The organism is Nonomuraea sp. NPDC050680 (genome assembly GCF_040654555.1).
Lineage (GTDB): Bacteria > Actinomycetota > Actinomycetes > Streptosporangiales > Streptosporangiaceae > Nonomuraea.
The window spans coordinates 58,637-73,462 of record NZ_JBFAIF010000006.1 but is presented as its reverse complement, the minus strand read 5'-3'; the positions used below and the strand labels follow the sequence as shown (position 1 = coordinate 73,462).

Genomic DNA, 14,826 nt, shown 5'->3' with positions numbered 1-14,826 from the left:
CTTCCTCGGCCTCAACGGCGCCGGCATCAGAACCCGGAAGCTTCCAATACTTGCCGGACTTCGGGCACGTCGCGGTAAGGCTCCAAACGCGCACGAACAACGTTCCCCCGCTGAGCGGTTCGATCGCTCGCGACGTCGGCCGATATGGCGAACATGCGCGTCGCTGTCCGCGCGGCTTCCTCCGGTTCGTTCGCGTCGGCGAGCGCGACGGCGAGCCACGAAAGGTAGAGCGCGAGTTCGCGTGTATGTGTGCTGTCGTATCGAGCGAGTACGTCGGTAAGAAGTGGGACAGCGCGAAGTGGACGGCGTAGTTCCGTGTAGGACCGAGCTTCCATCACTTGCAATTCGCCAGCGTCAACCCAATAAAGGTAACCCGGTTCGTCGTCTCCGTTGCCCTGAGCGAGTGCCGTTTCAGCTTCGCCGAGTGCCCGCATGGCGGACTGTGCTTCTCCGGCGCGAGCGTGTGCCCATGCGAGCCGATCCGAAGCGAGCGCGCGAGCCCTGGCCGGTGCGTCCGGTCCGGCCGCGTCCAGCGCCGCACGTGCGAGCGCGATCCCTTCGTGAACGTCTCCGATGTTCGAGATCTGATACGCCAGCGATCCAATCAGATTGGATTCAAGAGTTCCGTCACCGGCTTCATGCGCAGTGCTGATCCCGAGTCGGTATGTGCGTGCGGCTTGTTCGTGCTGTCCGGCATCGCTCGCGACCCAACCGGCGATTTGAGCGAACTCGCCGATTGTCGTCAGCAACCGACGGCCGACGTCTTGCGTGTACGAACTTGTTCGGTAGACGCGAATAGCGGCGTCGAGTTCGCGGAATGCGGGTTGAATCAGATCACCACCGGCGAGAACGTCGTCAGCGAGCCGCAAACCGTGAACCCGTGCGCTGAGGTCTGCAACATTGCTCATTCCGAGACGTGAACCGGCGCGGTTCGCGATGGGACGAAGCGGTTCGGTTTCCCGCAATAGATCTCTGAGCAAATCGCTCGGGGTTCGCTCTTGCTGAACGGATCCGTCGCCGAACAACTCGTCTTCGTCCATTCCGAGCACACGGCAGTAAAGAAGACGGTACGGGTCGCGCGGTTGATGTGTTCCGGCTTCGTAGTCGCGAATCCGACGAATGACCGATGAACGAGCTGGGAGAGTTGCGCGCAAAGGTTTATCGGCTGCTTTCTCCAATTCGCTGGCCATGTCGTTCTGTGACCACCAACGCTTACGCCGTTCGTTGCGCAAGCGTTCAGCCCATGCCGGACGCTGCTTCGAAGCCACGCGCGTACCTCTCCGGTCGGCGAGTCCGTTCCTGTCCCCCAGTGTCCTCTAGACGCAGCATGTGTGCGGGTACTTCCGACCGGTGGACTTGGAGTTTGTAAGGGCAGTCCTGCCGACATGGCGGGAGCCGTCGGCGCGGACACGTCGAACGGCTCCCTTGATCAGGAAGTGAGGTCCTGATCTATGACTCAGACTAGAGCAGACGTGGGCAAAGTCGCCGTCGAGATCAACGGCATGTTGGTCTACGTCCGCAAGGAATCACCGAACGTCTACCTGGTCGAAGCACACACGGACATGGCTACGCCCGAACGGGTGACGGCGTCGATCCTGACGACGGATCTCATGTTCGCGTGGACGTACTTGATCGAAGAGCTTGCCGATCGTGGGTGGGGACACGTGATCGCGTACGACGCCATGATCAAGACGCATCCCCGGTGGTCTCGAAGTCTCGGCAGAATCGACGGACCGACCAAGCATCCGAACCCGCTACGACACACACCGGCCGACGGACAATGACGGTGAGTCCAGATCTTCCCCCTGATCTGGAATGGCGACCGTACTTCCGTCAAGGCGCGCGCTGTCGCATGAAGGAATCCATCGTGCGTGGCGATGTCGAATACGAGCTATGCACCGAAGGTGGCAAGTACGTCATTCGACGGACTGAACGGAAAGGCGACCGAGTCGTCATGACCGAGACGGCTCGCGGTTGTCAGCGCGACGCCGAAGCCGTGTGGGTCAGAATCGTTCACGCCTTGCCGTAGTCGTCGGCCGTCCGGCCGGGCCCCGTTCCCCTCAGTGGCGGACGGGGCTTCGTGTGCTCGGGACCGGCCGCGGTCAACCGGCGTGAACTGCGGCCCCGCCCGCCAGGCCGTGCGCGCGAGCCATGCGCCCGGGTAGGCCACGCGGCGCGTCCAGTTCCATGGCAGGTTCCCGGCGAGATCGGTGAGTGAGGGTCAGGAAGAGCGGGCCGTGAGCCTTGTGCTTGCCGGAAAAGTTCGTACGGTTATCGGGTCCGTTTCGCGGCGCCTCTCGTCCGGGGTAGAGCGGAGACACTTATGTGAGGTCTGTAACCTGTGATTTCACGCTGGCGTCAACCGGGCGACGATATCCCCTGCTGGCGACTTCGACCGGATTGTCCAGCAGTTCGGTGAACCCCAGCTCAGCGCCGCCGACAAGGGTCGTGTCATCTCCAAGAGCAGCGATCCGCAGTTTCACTCCTTCGCGCGAAACCGGCAGTACGTTGGCGGCGATGCGATTCCGCACCTGTGCTGAGGCCCCTCGGTAAACATCGCGCAGTATCCCGCCGAAGACCACGACGCCCGGGTTGAACAGGTTGATCAGATTGGCGACCCCGACACCCAGCCAATCGCCCACATGGGTCAGCGCCGCTCTGGCGGATTCGTCGCCTCGCTCAGCGGCGTGTACCACGGACGCCACCGCGTCACGCCCGATCAACCCAGGGGGCCAGTTGGCCGCGCTGAGCAGCGCGTCCTCCCCGACCTCCGCTTCCAGGCAGCCGCGCGAACCGCACCCGCACGGCCGCCCGTCATGTGCGTTCACGATCATGTGACCGGCCTCGGCGGCGTAGCCGTCGTTGCCGTCCAGGCGTTTGCCGTCGACGATGATGCCGCCGCCCACGCCGACATCGCCGTGCAGATAGATGAGATTCCGGAACCCGATCCCAGCGCCTCTCTGGTTCTCCGCGACCGCGCCCAGGTGAGCCTCGTTGCCCACTCGCACAGGCAGGCCCAGGGCCAAACGGCGCTCAAGTTCCGGCCCGAACGCCTGATCTACCCAGCCGGTGTTGGGCCCGAATCGCACGGTGCCGTCCGCCGGCCGGATCATGCCGCAGAACGACGCGCCGATGCCGACGCACACGGCATCGCCGGGAACGTCGCGGAGCAGTTGGCGGGCGAACTCGGCGAGAGTTCCAACGACATCGTCCAGGTCGGGGTACTTGCGTTGGCGCACGGCCTCACGGCGATCGAGTATCACGCCGCCCAGGCCCACTCGCGCGGCCAGCAGCCGGTCCACTGCCACATCAAAGGCGAGCACGAATACGCGATCAGTGTCTGGGCTGACCACCAGAGACGGTCTGCCCGCTCTGTGGGTGTCTTGGGGAAGCCCTTCCTCGACCAGGCTCAGTGCGGCGAGTTCGGCGGTCAGCCCCATGATCGTCGTGCGGTTCAGCCCCAGCTTCTCCCCGAGCACGGCACGCGAAGTCGGACCGTTCAGGTGGACATGGCGTAGTAACGCCCCGAGGTTTGTCCGGCGGGTCTCCTCATTAGGCGCCCCAGGCTTTGTGATCTTCATGATCCGAGTCTCCCGGCTACTTCACTCCATTTCCACTGCGTCGGGGTCCACAGGAGACCCCGTCCCTCCGTGAGGACGGCCGTGACCAGTGCGACGATCACTCGGTTGAACACGCGCCCAGGCGGGGTTCGAGGCACGCGGCAATCTTCGACCGTGTCGGCCGGCATGTCCACCGAGGTTCGACCCCGCAGATCGGCTGTCCGCGGTCAGCCGGACCGCATCCACTCCGCCCGGCCGAGAAGGAAGTGACTGAGGGGCACAGTTCCCGGCAACGTTCGTGGTCGTGGAACGGCCATGGAACGCCCTTAGAGAGGAGAACCGTCACCGTTCGAAAAGGAGAACACATGCGCCACCAGACTGGCTTCAAGCGCCGCGTGTTGACCGTCCTGGTCATGTTCGCCATGGCCCTCGGGTTCCCGGCCGCCGCCCAGGCGAGCTCTCTTTCCTCGACCGCGTTGCGCAGCAACGCCGCCAGCACCGCCAAGTGCATCGGTCTGGCCAACAACGGCAGCACCGCCAACGGCACCCCGCTGGTGATCTGGGACTGTCATTTCCATGCCGACCAGATCTGGCAGGGCAACAATGACCGTTCTATCCGCACGCTCGCCGGCAGCGGCAAGTGTGTCGGTCTGGCGAACAACGGGAGCACCGTCAACGGCACGCCGCTGGTGATCTGGGACTGCCACCTGCACCCCGACCAGCAATGGAGGTTCGCGGCCTTGGGCGCCAACATCTACTCCATCCGCAGCTTCGCCGCCAGCACCGCCAAGTGTGTCGGTCTGGCCAACAACGGGAGCACCGTCAACGGGACCCCGCTGGTGATCTGGGACTGCCACCTCCACCCCGACCAGCAATGGGGTCTGCCTGACTCTCCGGCGGCCTTCGGATTCGCTTCCTGATCGAGGTATCGCCGCCACGAGCTCCACGACATCTCCACCGGCGCTCAGGACCGCCCCAGCGGGAGGTCCTGAGCGCTTCCGGCTGCCGGAAGATCGTGCACGAGAGCGTTGGACACATGCTCCCCGCACAGGGACACCTGCTCCCCGAAGGTCAGCGCTCATGCCGGGTCATCGCGGGACTGGCTACGCGCGGCCCAGCAGGGCCCGGGCCACCTCGACGTCGGTGATGAGGATGTTGATCCAGCGCCCGCGTACCGCTCCCCGGATCGCGGCCAGCTTGGCCGCGCCGCCCGCGACCCCGATGCGGCGCTCCACGGCGCGCAACTGGTCGGGGGCGATGCCGATGATGCGGTCGTCGAAGTCGGCTTCGACGGCTCGTCCGTCGGCGTCGAAGTATCGGGTGCAGACGTCGCCCACGGCGCCGAGCTCCTGAAGCTGCCGCTGGTCCTCGGGGGCGATGGCGTTGCCGGAGCGGCGGAGCAGGGGAGAGGGTTCGAGGGTGCCGATGCCGAGGAGGGCCAGCGTGAGCCGTGACCACGACTTCATGACCTCGGCGACGGCGGGCTCCTTCGACAGCATGTCGCGGAGTTCGCGGCTGTGGACGAGCGCGGCCGACGGCGCGAAGACGGGGCGCGCTCCGGTCAGCTCGGCGAGGCGGCTGGTGAGGCGGGTCGCGTGCAGTTGCACTTCGGGGCTTCCCGATCCGCCGACTATCTGGACGACCTCTTCCGCGACGGGGGTCGTCTTGGCCCGCATGACGTTGATCGCCTCCAGGAGCGTCGCGCTCCAGGAGGAGATGCCGATGACGTCGCCGCCCTTGAGTGTGGCGTCGAGGTAGGCGGCCGTCGCGGCGGCGAGCGCCGGGATGACGTCGGGCCCCACGCCCTCGGTCTCGACGACGACGGCGTCGCGCAGCCCGTACTGCTCTACGAGGGCTTCCTCGAGCTCGGCGTGTACGCCGTCGGGGGAGACGACCACGGTACGGACGACGGCGCGGTCGGCTGCCTCTTTGAGGAGGCGCGAGACGCGCGGCTGCGACATGTTGAGATGGGCGGCGATCTCTGGCTGGCGTAGCCCGCGCTCGTGGTACATGCGGGCCACCTTGACCAGCAGCCGCATGTGGTCGGGGCTGGGAGTCGAAGCGATCACCACGTGTGTTCCCCGTCCTTTCTCGCTCCGGTGAGCGCGTCGCCCGGAGTGTCCGGTCTGCATGCTAGACGTTGGAGTGGCTAGAGGCGATGTCGTCGCCCCTAGCCGCCGGCGCCTCAGAGTTTCGCGAAGACGCCGTACTGGTCGGCGTTGTCCTTCGTGATGATCTCGCAGTCGATCGACTGCTTCTCCGGCTGCCCGGTCGCTCCGGTTTTGACGAACTTGTCGGCCTGCTCGACCGCGGTCGTGGCGCCGAGCGCGGCCGGCTGCAGGGATGTGGCGAGCATGGTTCCGGCCTTGATCTGCGCGATGGCGTCCGGGCTGCCGTCGAAGCCGACGACGATGACGCCGGTCTTCTTGGCGGCCTTCAACGCCGCCACGGCGCCGAGTGCCATCGTGTCGTTGCCGGCGATCACGCCTTGGATGTCCGGGTTGCGCTGGAGGATGGTCTCCATCTTGCTGAAAGCCTCCTGCTGGTCCCAGTTCGCGGTCTGCTGGGCGACCCTCTTCAGGTCCGGGTACTGCGAGATGACGTCGCCGAAGCCCTTGGAGCGCACGCCGGCGTTGGTGTCGGATTCCTTGCCCGTGAGCTCGACGTAGTTGCCCTTCTCCTTCATACCCTTCACGAACTCCTGGGCGGCGAGCTGGGCTCCCTGGGAGTTGTTGGAGACGATCTGGGCCTTGGCGATGCCGGTCTTGTTGATCTCCCGGTCGATCAGGAAGACCGGGATCCCGGCGGTCGTGGCCTTCTGGACGGGGCCGATGGAGGCGTCGGCGCCGGCGTTGTCGAGGATGATCGCCGCGGCCTTGCGCGAGATGGCTGAGTCGATCAGCTCACTCTGCTTGTTCGGGTCGTCATCGTGGGAGTCCACCGAGGTCTGGTAGCCGAGCGACTCGGCCTTCTTCTTGGCCGCGTCCGCCTCGGCCTTGAAGAACGGGTTGTCCGGCGAGGGGGTGATGATCGCGATCAGGTTGCTCTTGGGCGCGGAGGCGCTCGACGAGGAGCTGCTCGACGGCGCCGAGCCCGCGGGTGCGCCGGATGATCCGCATGCGGTCAGCGTCAGCAGCCCTGTGGTCAGGGCCGCCGCGGCCTGGACGACCAGGCGACGGCTGGGGTGGGACATGGTTTACCTCCTGGATGACGCGCCGGCGTGGACGCGGGATGGGGGATGGGACCGGTTCTGGAACCGTTCCGGCCTGGCATCTGGCAATGGGGTGGGATGAGGGTCAGCGGGCGGGGGTGCCGGATCTGACCGGGGTGTCGTCGGCGGTCTCCGCTTCGTCGGCGGTAGCGACCGCGACCGCCGAGGCGGCGGCGCCGCGGCGCTGGAAGCGCTGCTGGGTCTGGTCGAGGATGACCGCGACGATGATCACAGTGCCCTTGATGAAGATCTGCCAGAACGTCGAGACCCCGACGATGACCAGGCCGTCGGCCAGGAAGCCGATGACCAGGGCGCCGACCAGAGTGCCGCGTACGTTCCCGCGGCCGCCGGACAGGGCGGCGCCGCCGATGACGACGGCCGCGATGGCGTTGAGCTCGAAGCTGTCGCCGGCCTGCGGCGCGGCCGAGGTGAGCTCGGAGGCGATGATGAGGCCGGACATCGCGGCGCAGGCGCCGGAGATCATGTAGACGATCACCTTGACGCGCTGGACGGGGACGCCGGTGAGCTCGGTGGCCCGCTCGTTGCCGCCCGTGGCGTAGAGCCAGCGGCCGAAGGGCGTCGAGCGGAGGAGTACGGCCACGACGGCGGCGAGGATGATCATGATCCAGATCGCCACCGGGAGGCCGAGTGGGCGGCCGCCGCCGATCCAGTCGAAGCCGGTGTTGTGGGTGCTGGGGTCGCCGCCCAGTTTGGGATAGGTGGTGCCGCCGGAGATCAGGAGAGCGGCGCCGCGCGCGACGTACAACATGCCCAGGGTCGCGATGAAGGGCGCGACGTTCAGCCTGGTGATGAGCAGGCCGTTGATGCTGCCCATCACGGTGCCGGCCGCGATGCACAGGATGATCACCGCCCATACCGGCGGGTAGGCGATGACGCCGAACAGGCTCAGATGTACGCCTTGGAGCAGTTCGCCGGCGATCACACCCGACAACCCGACGATGGAGCCGACCGACAGGTCGATGCCGCCCTTGAGGATCACGAGCAGCATGCCGAGCGCCAGGACGGCGTTGATGGCCACGTGCTTGATCATCGTGATCAGATTGTCGACGGTGAGGAAGGAGTCGGACAGCAGGGCGAAGACGATGATCAGGACACCGAGCGCGATGAACGCACGTAGCTCGAAGATCGAATTGAGCGTCTTCAGGCGGCGGGCCTCCGCCGCCGCCCGGCGGCGTTGGCGCAACACGGCTGCGTGGTCGCTGGTCAGGGTGTCAGCCATGGCTAACCTCTTCGATGGTGTCGGCGCAGTCGGCCAGGCTCATTGGCTGGCCTCTTCGGTGGTGTCGGCGCTGTCGGCCAGGCTCATTGGCTGGCCTCTTCGGTGGTGTCGGCGCTGTCGGCCAGGCTCATCAGCTGGTCGCGGGTGATCTCACCGGCCCGGAGGTCGGCGATCAGCCTGCCGCGGACCAGTACGAGCAGGCGATCGGGTATGTGCAGCGCCTCTTCGGTCTCAGACGTGGTGAACAGCACCGCCAGGCCGCGTTCGGCCTGCCGCGCCATCAGTTCGAAGACGTCGGCCTTGGCGGCGACGTCCACGCCGCGGGACGGTTCGTCGAGCAGCAGCACGCGGGGGCCGGTCATCAGGGCTTTGCCGATGACGACCTTCTGCTGGTTGCCGCCGCTCAGCGAGCCGATCGGGGCGTCGGGGCCGCTGGTCTTGACGGTGACATCGGTGATCATCGTCTGGACGGCGGCGCGTTCCTTCGTGCGGTTCACGAAGAGGCGGCGCACGAAACCGGTCAGCGCGGCCAGGGACAGGTTCTGCCCCACGCTCATCGTCTGGACCAGCCCGTCGCGCTGGCGGTCCTCGGGGACCAGGGCCAGCCCGGTCTGGATGCGGCGTCGTACGGTGCCGACGACCGGCTCGCCGTACAGGCGGATCTCGCCCGAGTCGGCGTGCAGGCGGCCGGCCAGGCACTCCAGGAGTTCGGTGCGCCCGCTGCCCATGAGCCCGTAGATGCCGACCGTCTCCCCGGCGCGGACGGTCAGCGAGACGCCGTCGACGGCCAGGCGGTCGGGGTTGGCGGGATCGGCGACCGACAGCTCGACGATCTCGAGCGCCACCGGCCCGAGCTTGGGCTCGCGGGCCGGGAAGAGGTCGTCCTGGTCGCGGCCGACCATCTTGCGTACGACCCAGGCCAGGTCGACGTCGGCGGCGGCGGCCGTGGCGACCATGGAGCCGTCGCGGAGCACGGCCACGTCGTCGGCGATGTCGAGCGCCTCCTCCAAGTGGTGGGAGATGTAGACGATCGCCACGCCTTCGGCCGTGAGCTCGCGGATGACCTGGAAGAGGACCGCCACCTCCGGGGCGCTCAGCGCCGACGTCGGCTCGTCCATGATCAGGATCCGGGCGTCCTGCAGCAGCGCGCGGGCGATCTCGACGAGTTGCTGCTGGCCAAGCCGCAGGTCGCCGACCATCAGATCGGGGTTCAGAGCCCCGTCCAGACGGCGGAGCACGGTGGTCGCCAGCGACCGCTCGGCCGCGCGGTCGACGAGCACGCCGCCGCGGGTCCGCTCCCGCCCGAGGAACAGGTTGTCCTGGATGCTGAGGTTCGAGCACAGGCTCAGTTCCTGATGGATGATCGAGATGCCGCGATCGGCCGCGTCTCGGGCGCTGCCGAACTCGACGACCTTCCCGTCGAGCTCCACCTGGCCGGTGGTGGGCGACTCGACCGCGCTGAGGATCTTCATCAGCGTCGACTTGCCGGCGCCGTTCTCGCCGAACAGCACCACCACGCGCCCCGGGACGATGTCGAGCGAGACGCCCTTGAGCGCCTGCGTCCCGCCGTACACCTTGGTGACGTCGACCGCCCGCAGTACCGGGGCTGTGGCGGTGTCCGGCTTGTCCTGCGTCGCCGTCACGACGCCGCCTCGACCGAGATCGGGGTGACGGTCAGCACGTCGGCGCTCAGCGGCGTCATCGCGCCGACCACGGTGATCTTCTTGCCGTCGAGCGACGGTACGTCGAGCGACGACAGCACCTTCGCCTTGACCTCGTTGTTCAGGGCGGTGCCCGCGTCGGCGTAGTCGACCTGGTTGACGAACTGGCCGAACGCGATGAAACCGACGGCGTCGCGCAGCGCCGTGCCGTTGATGGCCGGGCCGATCTGCACCTGGACCCTGGTCTTGCCGATGCCGGGCACCTCGACCGGCAGCAGGCCGCTCTTCGCCGAACCGGCGGTGCCGGTCAGCGTGACGGCGTAGCTGTACGGTCCGGTGCCGGCGCGGTGACCGTACTTCTGGCCGGCCGCGTCCGTGTCGCCGGCGATCGCCTTGCCCAGGGTGACGATGTCGACGGCCTTGCCCTTGATCGCCGGGACGACCTTCGGCCCGTAGGTCGCGGCGCCGTAGCGGGCCGGGTCGAACTTCGCCTGCTCGCCGGCGCGCGGCGCGGTGTCCGAGCGGTACGTCGTGCCGGCGATGATCGCGATGATCACCAGCACGAGCGCGATCAGGCTGCCGCGGCCCAGCGTGATGCGGCTGGGCCGCGAATTCCGCACTGCTGTCATGACGTACTCCCGTTCGCGCGTGCGCCGAGGTCGCGGGCGACCGTGAGGCGCTGGTGCCATCTCGCCGCGGCTGCCCTGCGGTGCTCCGCGCTCCAGTCAGGGGTGAAGATCTCCACGTCGCCGTCGGCCCGCCGCTCCAGGTCGGCGGTGGTCCACAGGCCCAGCCCGAGACCGGCCAGGTCCGCCGCGCCGCCCGCCGAGAGCTCGTGATGCCGGGTGCGGGCCACCTCGACATCGCTGAGGCCGGCCTGCAGCCGCATGAGCGCGGTGCTGCGGGTCAGGCCGCCGTCGGCGACGATCCGGCGAAGGCCCGGCATCGCGGTCAGGACGTCGTCGACCTGGTGCGCCACCGACTCCAGGGCCGCTCGCGCGAGCTGCTCCCGCCCGGTGCCGAGATCGAAACCGGCCAGCACCGGCACCGCCCGGGGGTCCCACCACGGCGCGCCCAGGCCACCGAAGGCCGGCACGAGGGTGACGTCGCCCGCGTCGGATTCGGCCGCCAGGTCGACGACCTGGTCGGCGGAGATGCCGAGCAACTCCGCCAGCCAGGTGAGGGTCCGGCCGGTGGAGCGGATGTTCGCCTCCCTGGCGAAGGTCGGCTGCCCGGTCGACCAGGCGATCGTGTCGCAGACCGGGCTGCGCGGGTCGCCCAGCCCACCCAGCCCACCCGGGCCGCCCGTGCTGCCCGTGCTGCCCGGATCGTCCAGCCCACCCGGGCCGCCCGTGCTGCCCGGCGACTCCGCGACCGTCATCACCGACGATCCCGTGCCGTAGGTCACCTTGACCACGCCCGGCCGCCAGCCCGCGTGGGCGAACAGCGCGGCGTGCGAATCGCCCAGCACCGCGAGCACGGGCACCCCGGCGGGCAGCGGGTCCAGGTCGCGGACCGTGCCGAAGGGGCCGGTGGAGGCCACGACGCGGCCCAGCGCCGCACGGGGGACGCCGAAGATCTCCAGTAGTTCGTCGTCCCAGTCACCGGTCGCGAGGTTCAGCAGCTGAGTACGGGAGGCGTTGCCCACCTCGGTGACGAACTCACCGGTGAGCGCGTCGAGCAGCCACGCGTCCACGGTGCCCAGACGCAACTCGCCGCGCCTGCCGCGCTCGCGCGCGGGGTCGTGCCGGTCGAGCAGGGCGCCCATCTTCAGCGCCGAGAACATCGGGTCCAGCGGAAGCCCGGTACGGCGCCGGACCAGGTCGCCGTACCCTTCGTCCAGGAGCTGGGCCGCCCGGTCCGCGCCGCGGCGGTCCTGCCAGCCGACCAGCGGCGCGAGCGGCCGCCCGGTCGCCGCGTCCCACAGCACCACCGACTCGCGCTGGGTGCTCAGCCCGATCCCGCGTACGGTCCGCGGATCGGCCTGCCGCAGGCAGGCGGCGACGGCGTCGCGGACGCTGCCGAGCAGTTCCTCGGCGTCCTGCTCCGCCAGTCCCGGCGCCGGGTGACTCTGGGACAGCGGCGCACTGGCGCGGGCCACGACCTGGCCGGCGGCGTCGACCAGCAGGGCCTTGGTGGAGCCGGTGCCCTGATCGATGGCGAGGACGAGCGGTTCCATCAGACCCGTCCCAGAGCCTCACGGGCGGCCTTGACGATGCCTTCGGCGTTCAGGCCGAAGTGGTCGAGCAGGAAGGACGTGCTTCCTGTCGGTGCGAACGTCGGGACGCCCAGCATGCGTACGGGGACCGGATGACGCTCCGCGACGACCTTGGCGACGGCGGCGCCCAGACCGCCGGACAGCAGACCCTCCTCCGCGGTGATGATCGCGCCGGTCTGCTCCGCGGCGGCGACGACCTCGGCCACGTCCAGCGGCTCGACGAAGGTCATGTTGACCACCCGCGCGGTGAGGCCCTCCGCGCGCAGGAGCGCGGCGGCGTCGAGGGCCCGCGAGACCATCGTGCCGATCGCGATCACGGTCAGGTCGTCGCCTTCGGCCAGGCGCGTCGCCCGGCCGGCCTCGAAGGGCGCGCCCGCCGGTGTCACCGCGGGCACCTTGAAGCGGGGGATCCGGATATAGGAGGGGAGACCGGACGCCGCGGCCCAGCGGACGGCGTCGCGGGTCTGCGACGGGTCGGCCGGGACGACGATCCGCAGCCCGGGGACGGCGCGCATCCAGGACAGGTCCTCGATGGAGTGGTGGGTGGGCCCCAATTCGCCGTACGCCATGCCCGGACTCTGCCCGCACAGCACCACATGCCGGTCGCTGTAGGCCACGTCCGCCTTGATCTGCTCCAGGGCGCGCCCGGTGAGGAACGGCGCCGCGGCGGACACGAAGGGGATGAAACCGGCGTTGGCCAGGCCGGCTGACACGCCGACGAGGTCCTGTTCGGCGATCCCCACGTTGATCAGGCGGTCGGGGAACTCCTCGCGGAACTTGACCAGGTTGCTGGATCCGACCGAGTCATTGCAGACCGCCACGATCCGCTCGTCGGCGCGGGCCAGGGCGGCCAGCTCCTCGCCGAAGTCGACGCGGCAGTCGAACGTGGGCGCCTGCTCGGCGAGGGCGGTCATCGGCTCAGCTCCTCGAGCGCGAGCTGGACCTGCTCGTCGGTGGGCACCTTGTGGTGCCACTCGACCCGGTCTTCCATGAATGAGACACCCTTGCCCTTGACGGTGTTGGCGATGACGGCGACGGGCCGGCCCGTCGACGACGGCGCGTACGCCTGCTTGATCGCCTGGTGGTCGTGGCCGTCGATGACGCGCACCTCCCAGCCGAAGCTCGCCCACTTCTGGTCGAGCGGCTCCAGCGACTTGGTGTCCTCGGTGCGTGCGCCCTGCTGCAGCCGGTTGCGGTCGACCACGGCCGTCAGGTTCGCCAGGCCGTAGTGGGCGGCCGTCATGGCCGCCTCCCAGTTGCTGCCCTCCTGCATCTCGCCGTCGCCGAGGACGACGATGGTGCGCCAGGTGTCGCCGCGCAGCTTGGCACCGAGGGCGCAGCCGGTGGCGACCGGGAAGCCGTGCCCGAGCGGGCCCGTGTTGGTCTCCACGCCGGGCACCTTGACCCGGTTGGGGTGGCCGTTCAGCGGCGACAGCGGCGCCATGTACTCGGTGAGCCGCTCCTGGGGGAAGAAGCCGCAGGAGGCCAGCGTCGAGTACAGGGCGGCGGCGCAGTGCCCCTTGCTCAGCACGAACCGGTCGCGCAGGGGGTTGGCCGGGTCGTGCGGGTCGAGCCGCAGCGTCCCCCACATGGCGGTCACCAGCAGGTCCGTCACCGACAGGTCGCCACCGACGTGCCCCATCCGGGCCGCCTGGATGGTCGTGAGGATGTCGCGCCGGATGCGGGTGGCGATTCCGGCCAGCTCGGGGGCCGCCTCGGCGGGCGACGCCGCGCGCAGGAGCGCGCTGCGCTCGACGTAGGCGCGGGCGACGGGCTCATCCAGTTCGAGGGGCCTGGACGCGATCTTCACGGCGGTCATGCGGACTCGCTCTCGGCGAGTGCCCGGTAGAGCGCCCGCTTCGCGATGCGCTGGGCGCCGAGGGCGTCCTGCGCCGACTGGGCCGCGGCGAGCGCGTCGCGGTCGAGGTAGCCCAGTGCGTGGTGGAAGGCGCGCATGGTACGGATGCCCGCCCGCGCCGCCTCGACGGAGTCCTCGCGGAACGGGAACTGGTCGAGCTGCCAGACGCCCTCCCAGCCGGCGTCGCGCAGGGCGAAGAAGAACTCGAACGTCTCCAGCAGGTGCACCGAGCCGACGACCATGTCGTCGTCCCAGCCGCGGAAGTTGTCGTTGACGTCGATGGCGAACAGCCGGTCGCGGCTCATCGCCATCTTGGCGGCCTCGGCCGGCGACTCGCCGCCGTACAGGGAGTGGCCGAAGTCGAGCAGGATGCCGACGTTGTCCACGCCCATGTCCTCGATCGCGAGCAGGGTGCGCGCGACGGAGGAGAAGACCATCCGGTTGCGCGGCTCGCGCGGCTTGTACTCGATCGCGAACTTCAAGTCGGGGAACGCCTGCGCGAGCTCGCGGACCGCGCCGACCGACTTGTCCCACAGGTCGGTGTAGTCGGCCTGGAAGGGATAGTCGTAACCGTCCTGCCCCGGCCACAACTTGATGTAGTCGACACCCAGCTCACGCCCGACCTCGGCCGCGGCCGCCACCAGGTCGATGGCGTCCCGGCGTACGGAGGGGTCGGGGTTGGTGAAACCGCCCTTGGCGAACTTGCCCGTGTAGAACTCGGGCGTGACCGCGATCGCGCGCAGGTTCTGCTCGGCGAGCGCCGCCCGCACCTCGGCGGTGCTGATGCCGCCGGGCGGAAAGGGCCAGTTGAGGTCGACGACGGACAGGTCGCCCACTGCCCCGGCAAGCTTGATGCAGTCCAAGACCGTCTTCGGCTCGCCGTAGCCGTCAGTCGCATACCGGTCGACATAGGTGGCGAAGTGCCAGATGCCGGCCCCGTAGACCGGCTCGTCCTGCTGGTGAATGTTTATGCGATCACGATCAGACATGCAAGCAAGCTACGGGAGGATGAAAAGTGATGTCAATGGGGTGCCCTCGGCCACGTGCGGGCAACCTTGACGACATCCAGGGGCAACAT

14 protein-coding genes are annotated in these 14,826 nt (G+C 68.6%); 3 read left to right on the top strand and 11 right to left on the bottom strand.

Annotated features, from left to right (window positions below):
- Positions 1 to 26: 26 nt before the first annotated feature.
- A complete protein-coding gene (locus AB0H88_RS22800) occupies positions 27 to 1,268 on the bottom strand; it encodes a transcriptional regulator (protein ID WP_357647461.1) in 1,242 nt (413 codons plus the stop codon).
- Positions 1,269 to 1,472: 204 nt separating this feature from the next.
- Between AB0H88_RS22800 and AB0H88_RS22795 the strand changes: the two genes are divergently transcribed.
- Positions 1,473 to 1,784: a hypothetical protein gene (locus AB0H88_RS22795; protein ID WP_357647459.1), complete on the top strand. Its 312-nt coding sequence runs from the start codon at positions 1,473 to 1,475 to the stop codon at positions 1,782 to 1,784.
- Positions 1,785 to 1,852: 68 nt separating this feature from the next.
- Complete coding sequence (locus AB0H88_RS22790; protein WP_357647458.1) at positions 1,853 to 2,029, top strand: hypothetical protein; 177 nt, start codon at positions 1,853 to 1,855, stop codon at positions 2,027 to 2,029.
- A 292-nt stretch (positions 2,030 to 2,321) separates the two neighbouring features.
- On the opposite strand, the gene AB0H88_RS22785 is transcribed toward AB0H88_RS22790, so the two are convergent.
- A complete protein-coding gene (locus tag AB0H88_RS22785; protein WP_357647456.1) occupies positions 2,322 to 3,581 on the bottom strand; it encodes an ROK family protein in 1,260 nt (419 codons plus the stop codon).
- Positions 3,582 to 3,925: 344 nt separating this feature from the next.
- Here AB0H88_RS22785 and AB0H88_RS22780 point away from each other — a divergent pair, with 344 nt between their 5' ends.
- Positions 3,926 to 4,480, top strand: coding sequence for an RICIN domain-containing protein (locus AB0H88_RS22780; protein ID WP_357647454.1), 555 nt, complete (start codon positions 3,926 to 3,928; stop codon positions 4,478 to 4,480).
- Positions 4,481 to 4,663: 183 nt separating this feature from the next.
- Here AB0H88_RS22780 and AB0H88_RS22775 read toward each other — a convergent pair whose 3' ends face one another.
- The 9 genes from AB0H88_RS22775 to AB0H88_RS22735 form a co-directional block, all read right to left on the bottom strand.
- Positions 4,664 to 5,632 carry a sugar-binding domain-containing protein gene (locus tag AB0H88_RS22775; protein ID WP_357647452.1) on the bottom strand — a complete coding sequence of 323 codons (969 nt, stop codon included), beginning with the start codon at positions 5,630 to 5,632 and terminating at the stop codon, positions 4,664 to 4,666.
- Between the two features lie 113 nt (positions 5,633 to 5,745).
- Positions 5,746 to 6,753: a D-ribose ABC transporter substrate-binding protein gene (locus AB0H88_RS22770; RefSeq protein ID WP_357647450.1), complete on the bottom strand. Its 1,008-nt coding sequence runs from the start codon at positions 6,751 to 6,753 to the stop codon at positions 5,746 to 5,748.
- Between the two features lie 103 nt (positions 6,754 to 6,856).
- Complete coding sequence (locus tag AB0H88_RS22765) at positions 6,857 to 8,011, bottom strand: ABC transporter permease (protein WP_357647448.1); 1,155 nt, start codon at positions 8,009 to 8,011, stop codon at positions 6,857 to 6,859.
- 83 nt (positions 8,012 to 8,094) lie between these two features.
- Positions 8,095 to 9,654, bottom strand: a complete 1,560-nt coding sequence (locus AB0H88_RS22760) for a sugar ABC transporter ATP-binding protein (RefSeq protein ID WP_357647446.1) — start codon at positions 9,652 to 9,654, stop codon at positions 8,095 to 8,097.
- Positions 9,651 to 10,301, bottom strand: coding sequence for a DUF2291 domain-containing protein (locus AB0H88_RS22755; RefSeq protein ID WP_357647444.1), 651 nt, complete (start codon positions 10,299 to 10,301; stop codon positions 9,651 to 9,653). The genes AB0H88_RS22760 and AB0H88_RS22755 overlap by 4 nt, the downstream gene beginning before the upstream one ends.
- Positions 10,298 to 11,851: an FGGY family carbohydrate kinase gene (locus tag AB0H88_RS22750; protein WP_357647442.1), complete on the bottom strand. Its 1,554-nt coding sequence runs from the start codon at positions 11,849 to 11,851 to the stop codon at positions 10,298 to 10,300. Before AB0H88_RS22750 ends, AB0H88_RS22755 begins: the two co-directional genes overlap by 4 nt.
- Positions 11,851 to 12,804, bottom strand: coding sequence for a transketolase C-terminal domain-containing protein (locus AB0H88_RS22745; RefSeq protein ID WP_357647440.1), 954 nt, complete (start codon positions 12,802 to 12,804; stop codon positions 11,851 to 11,853). The genes AB0H88_RS22750 and AB0H88_RS22745 overlap by 1 nt, the downstream gene beginning before the upstream one ends.
- On the bottom strand, positions 12,801 to 13,709 hold the full coding sequence (locus AB0H88_RS22740; protein ID WP_357647438.1) for a transketolase: 909 nt from the start codon (positions 13,707 to 13,709) through the stop codon (positions 12,801 to 12,803). The genes AB0H88_RS22745 and AB0H88_RS22740 overlap by 4 nt, the downstream gene beginning before the upstream one ends.
- The gene (locus AB0H88_RS22735; RefSeq protein WP_357647436.1) at positions 13,706 to 14,737 is read right to left on the bottom strand and encodes a sugar phosphate isomerase/epimerase family protein; all 1,032 of its coding nucleotides are present in this window, start codon (positions 14,735 to 14,737) and stop codon (positions 13,706 to 13,708) included. The genes AB0H88_RS22740 and AB0H88_RS22735 overlap by 4 nt, the downstream gene beginning before the upstream one ends.
- Positions 14,738 to 14,826 lie beyond the last annotated feature (89 nt).

Bases quoted from the DNA above. Each gene is read 5' to 3' on its own strand.
- AB0H88_RS22735 (WP_357647436.1), bottom strand. From the start codon at position 14,737: ATGTCTGATCGTGATCGCATAAACATTCACCAGCAGGACGAGCCGGTC.
- AB0H88_RS22765 (WP_357647448.1), bottom strand. From the start codon at position 8,011: ATGGCTGACACCCTGACCAGCGACCACGCAGCCGTGTTGCGCCAACGC.
- AB0H88_RS22770 (WP_357647450.1), bottom strand. From the start codon at position 6,753: ATGTCCCACCCCAGCCGTCGCCTGGTCGTCCAGGCCGCGGCGGCCCTG.
- AB0H88_RS22740 (WP_357647438.1), bottom strand. From the start codon at position 13,709: ATGACCGCCGTGAAGATCGCGTCCAGGCCCCTCGAACTGGATGAGCCC.
- AB0H88_RS22780 (WP_357647454.1), top strand. From the start codon at position 3,926: ATGCGCCACCAGACTGGCTTCAAGCGCCGCGTGTTGACCGTCCTGGTC.
- AB0H88_RS22750 (WP_357647442.1), bottom strand. From the start codon at position 11,851: ATGGAACCGCTCGTCCTCGCCATCGATCAGGGCACCGGCTCCACCAAG.
- AB0H88_RS22790 (WP_357647458.1), top strand. From the start codon at position 1,853: ATGAAGGAATCCATCGTGCGTGGCGATGTCGAATACGAGCTATGCACC.
- AB0H88_RS22785 (WP_357647456.1), bottom strand. From the start codon at position 3,581: ATGAAGATCACAAAGCCTGGGGCGCCTAATGAGGAGACCCGCCGGACA.
- AB0H88_RS22755 (WP_357647444.1), bottom strand. From the start codon at position 10,301: ATGACAGCAGTGCGGAATTCGCGGCCCAGCCGCATCACGCTGGGCCGC.
- AB0H88_RS22745 (WP_357647440.1), bottom strand. From the start codon at position 12,804: ATGACCGCCCTCGCCGAGCAGGCGCCCACGTTCGACTGCCGCGTCGAC.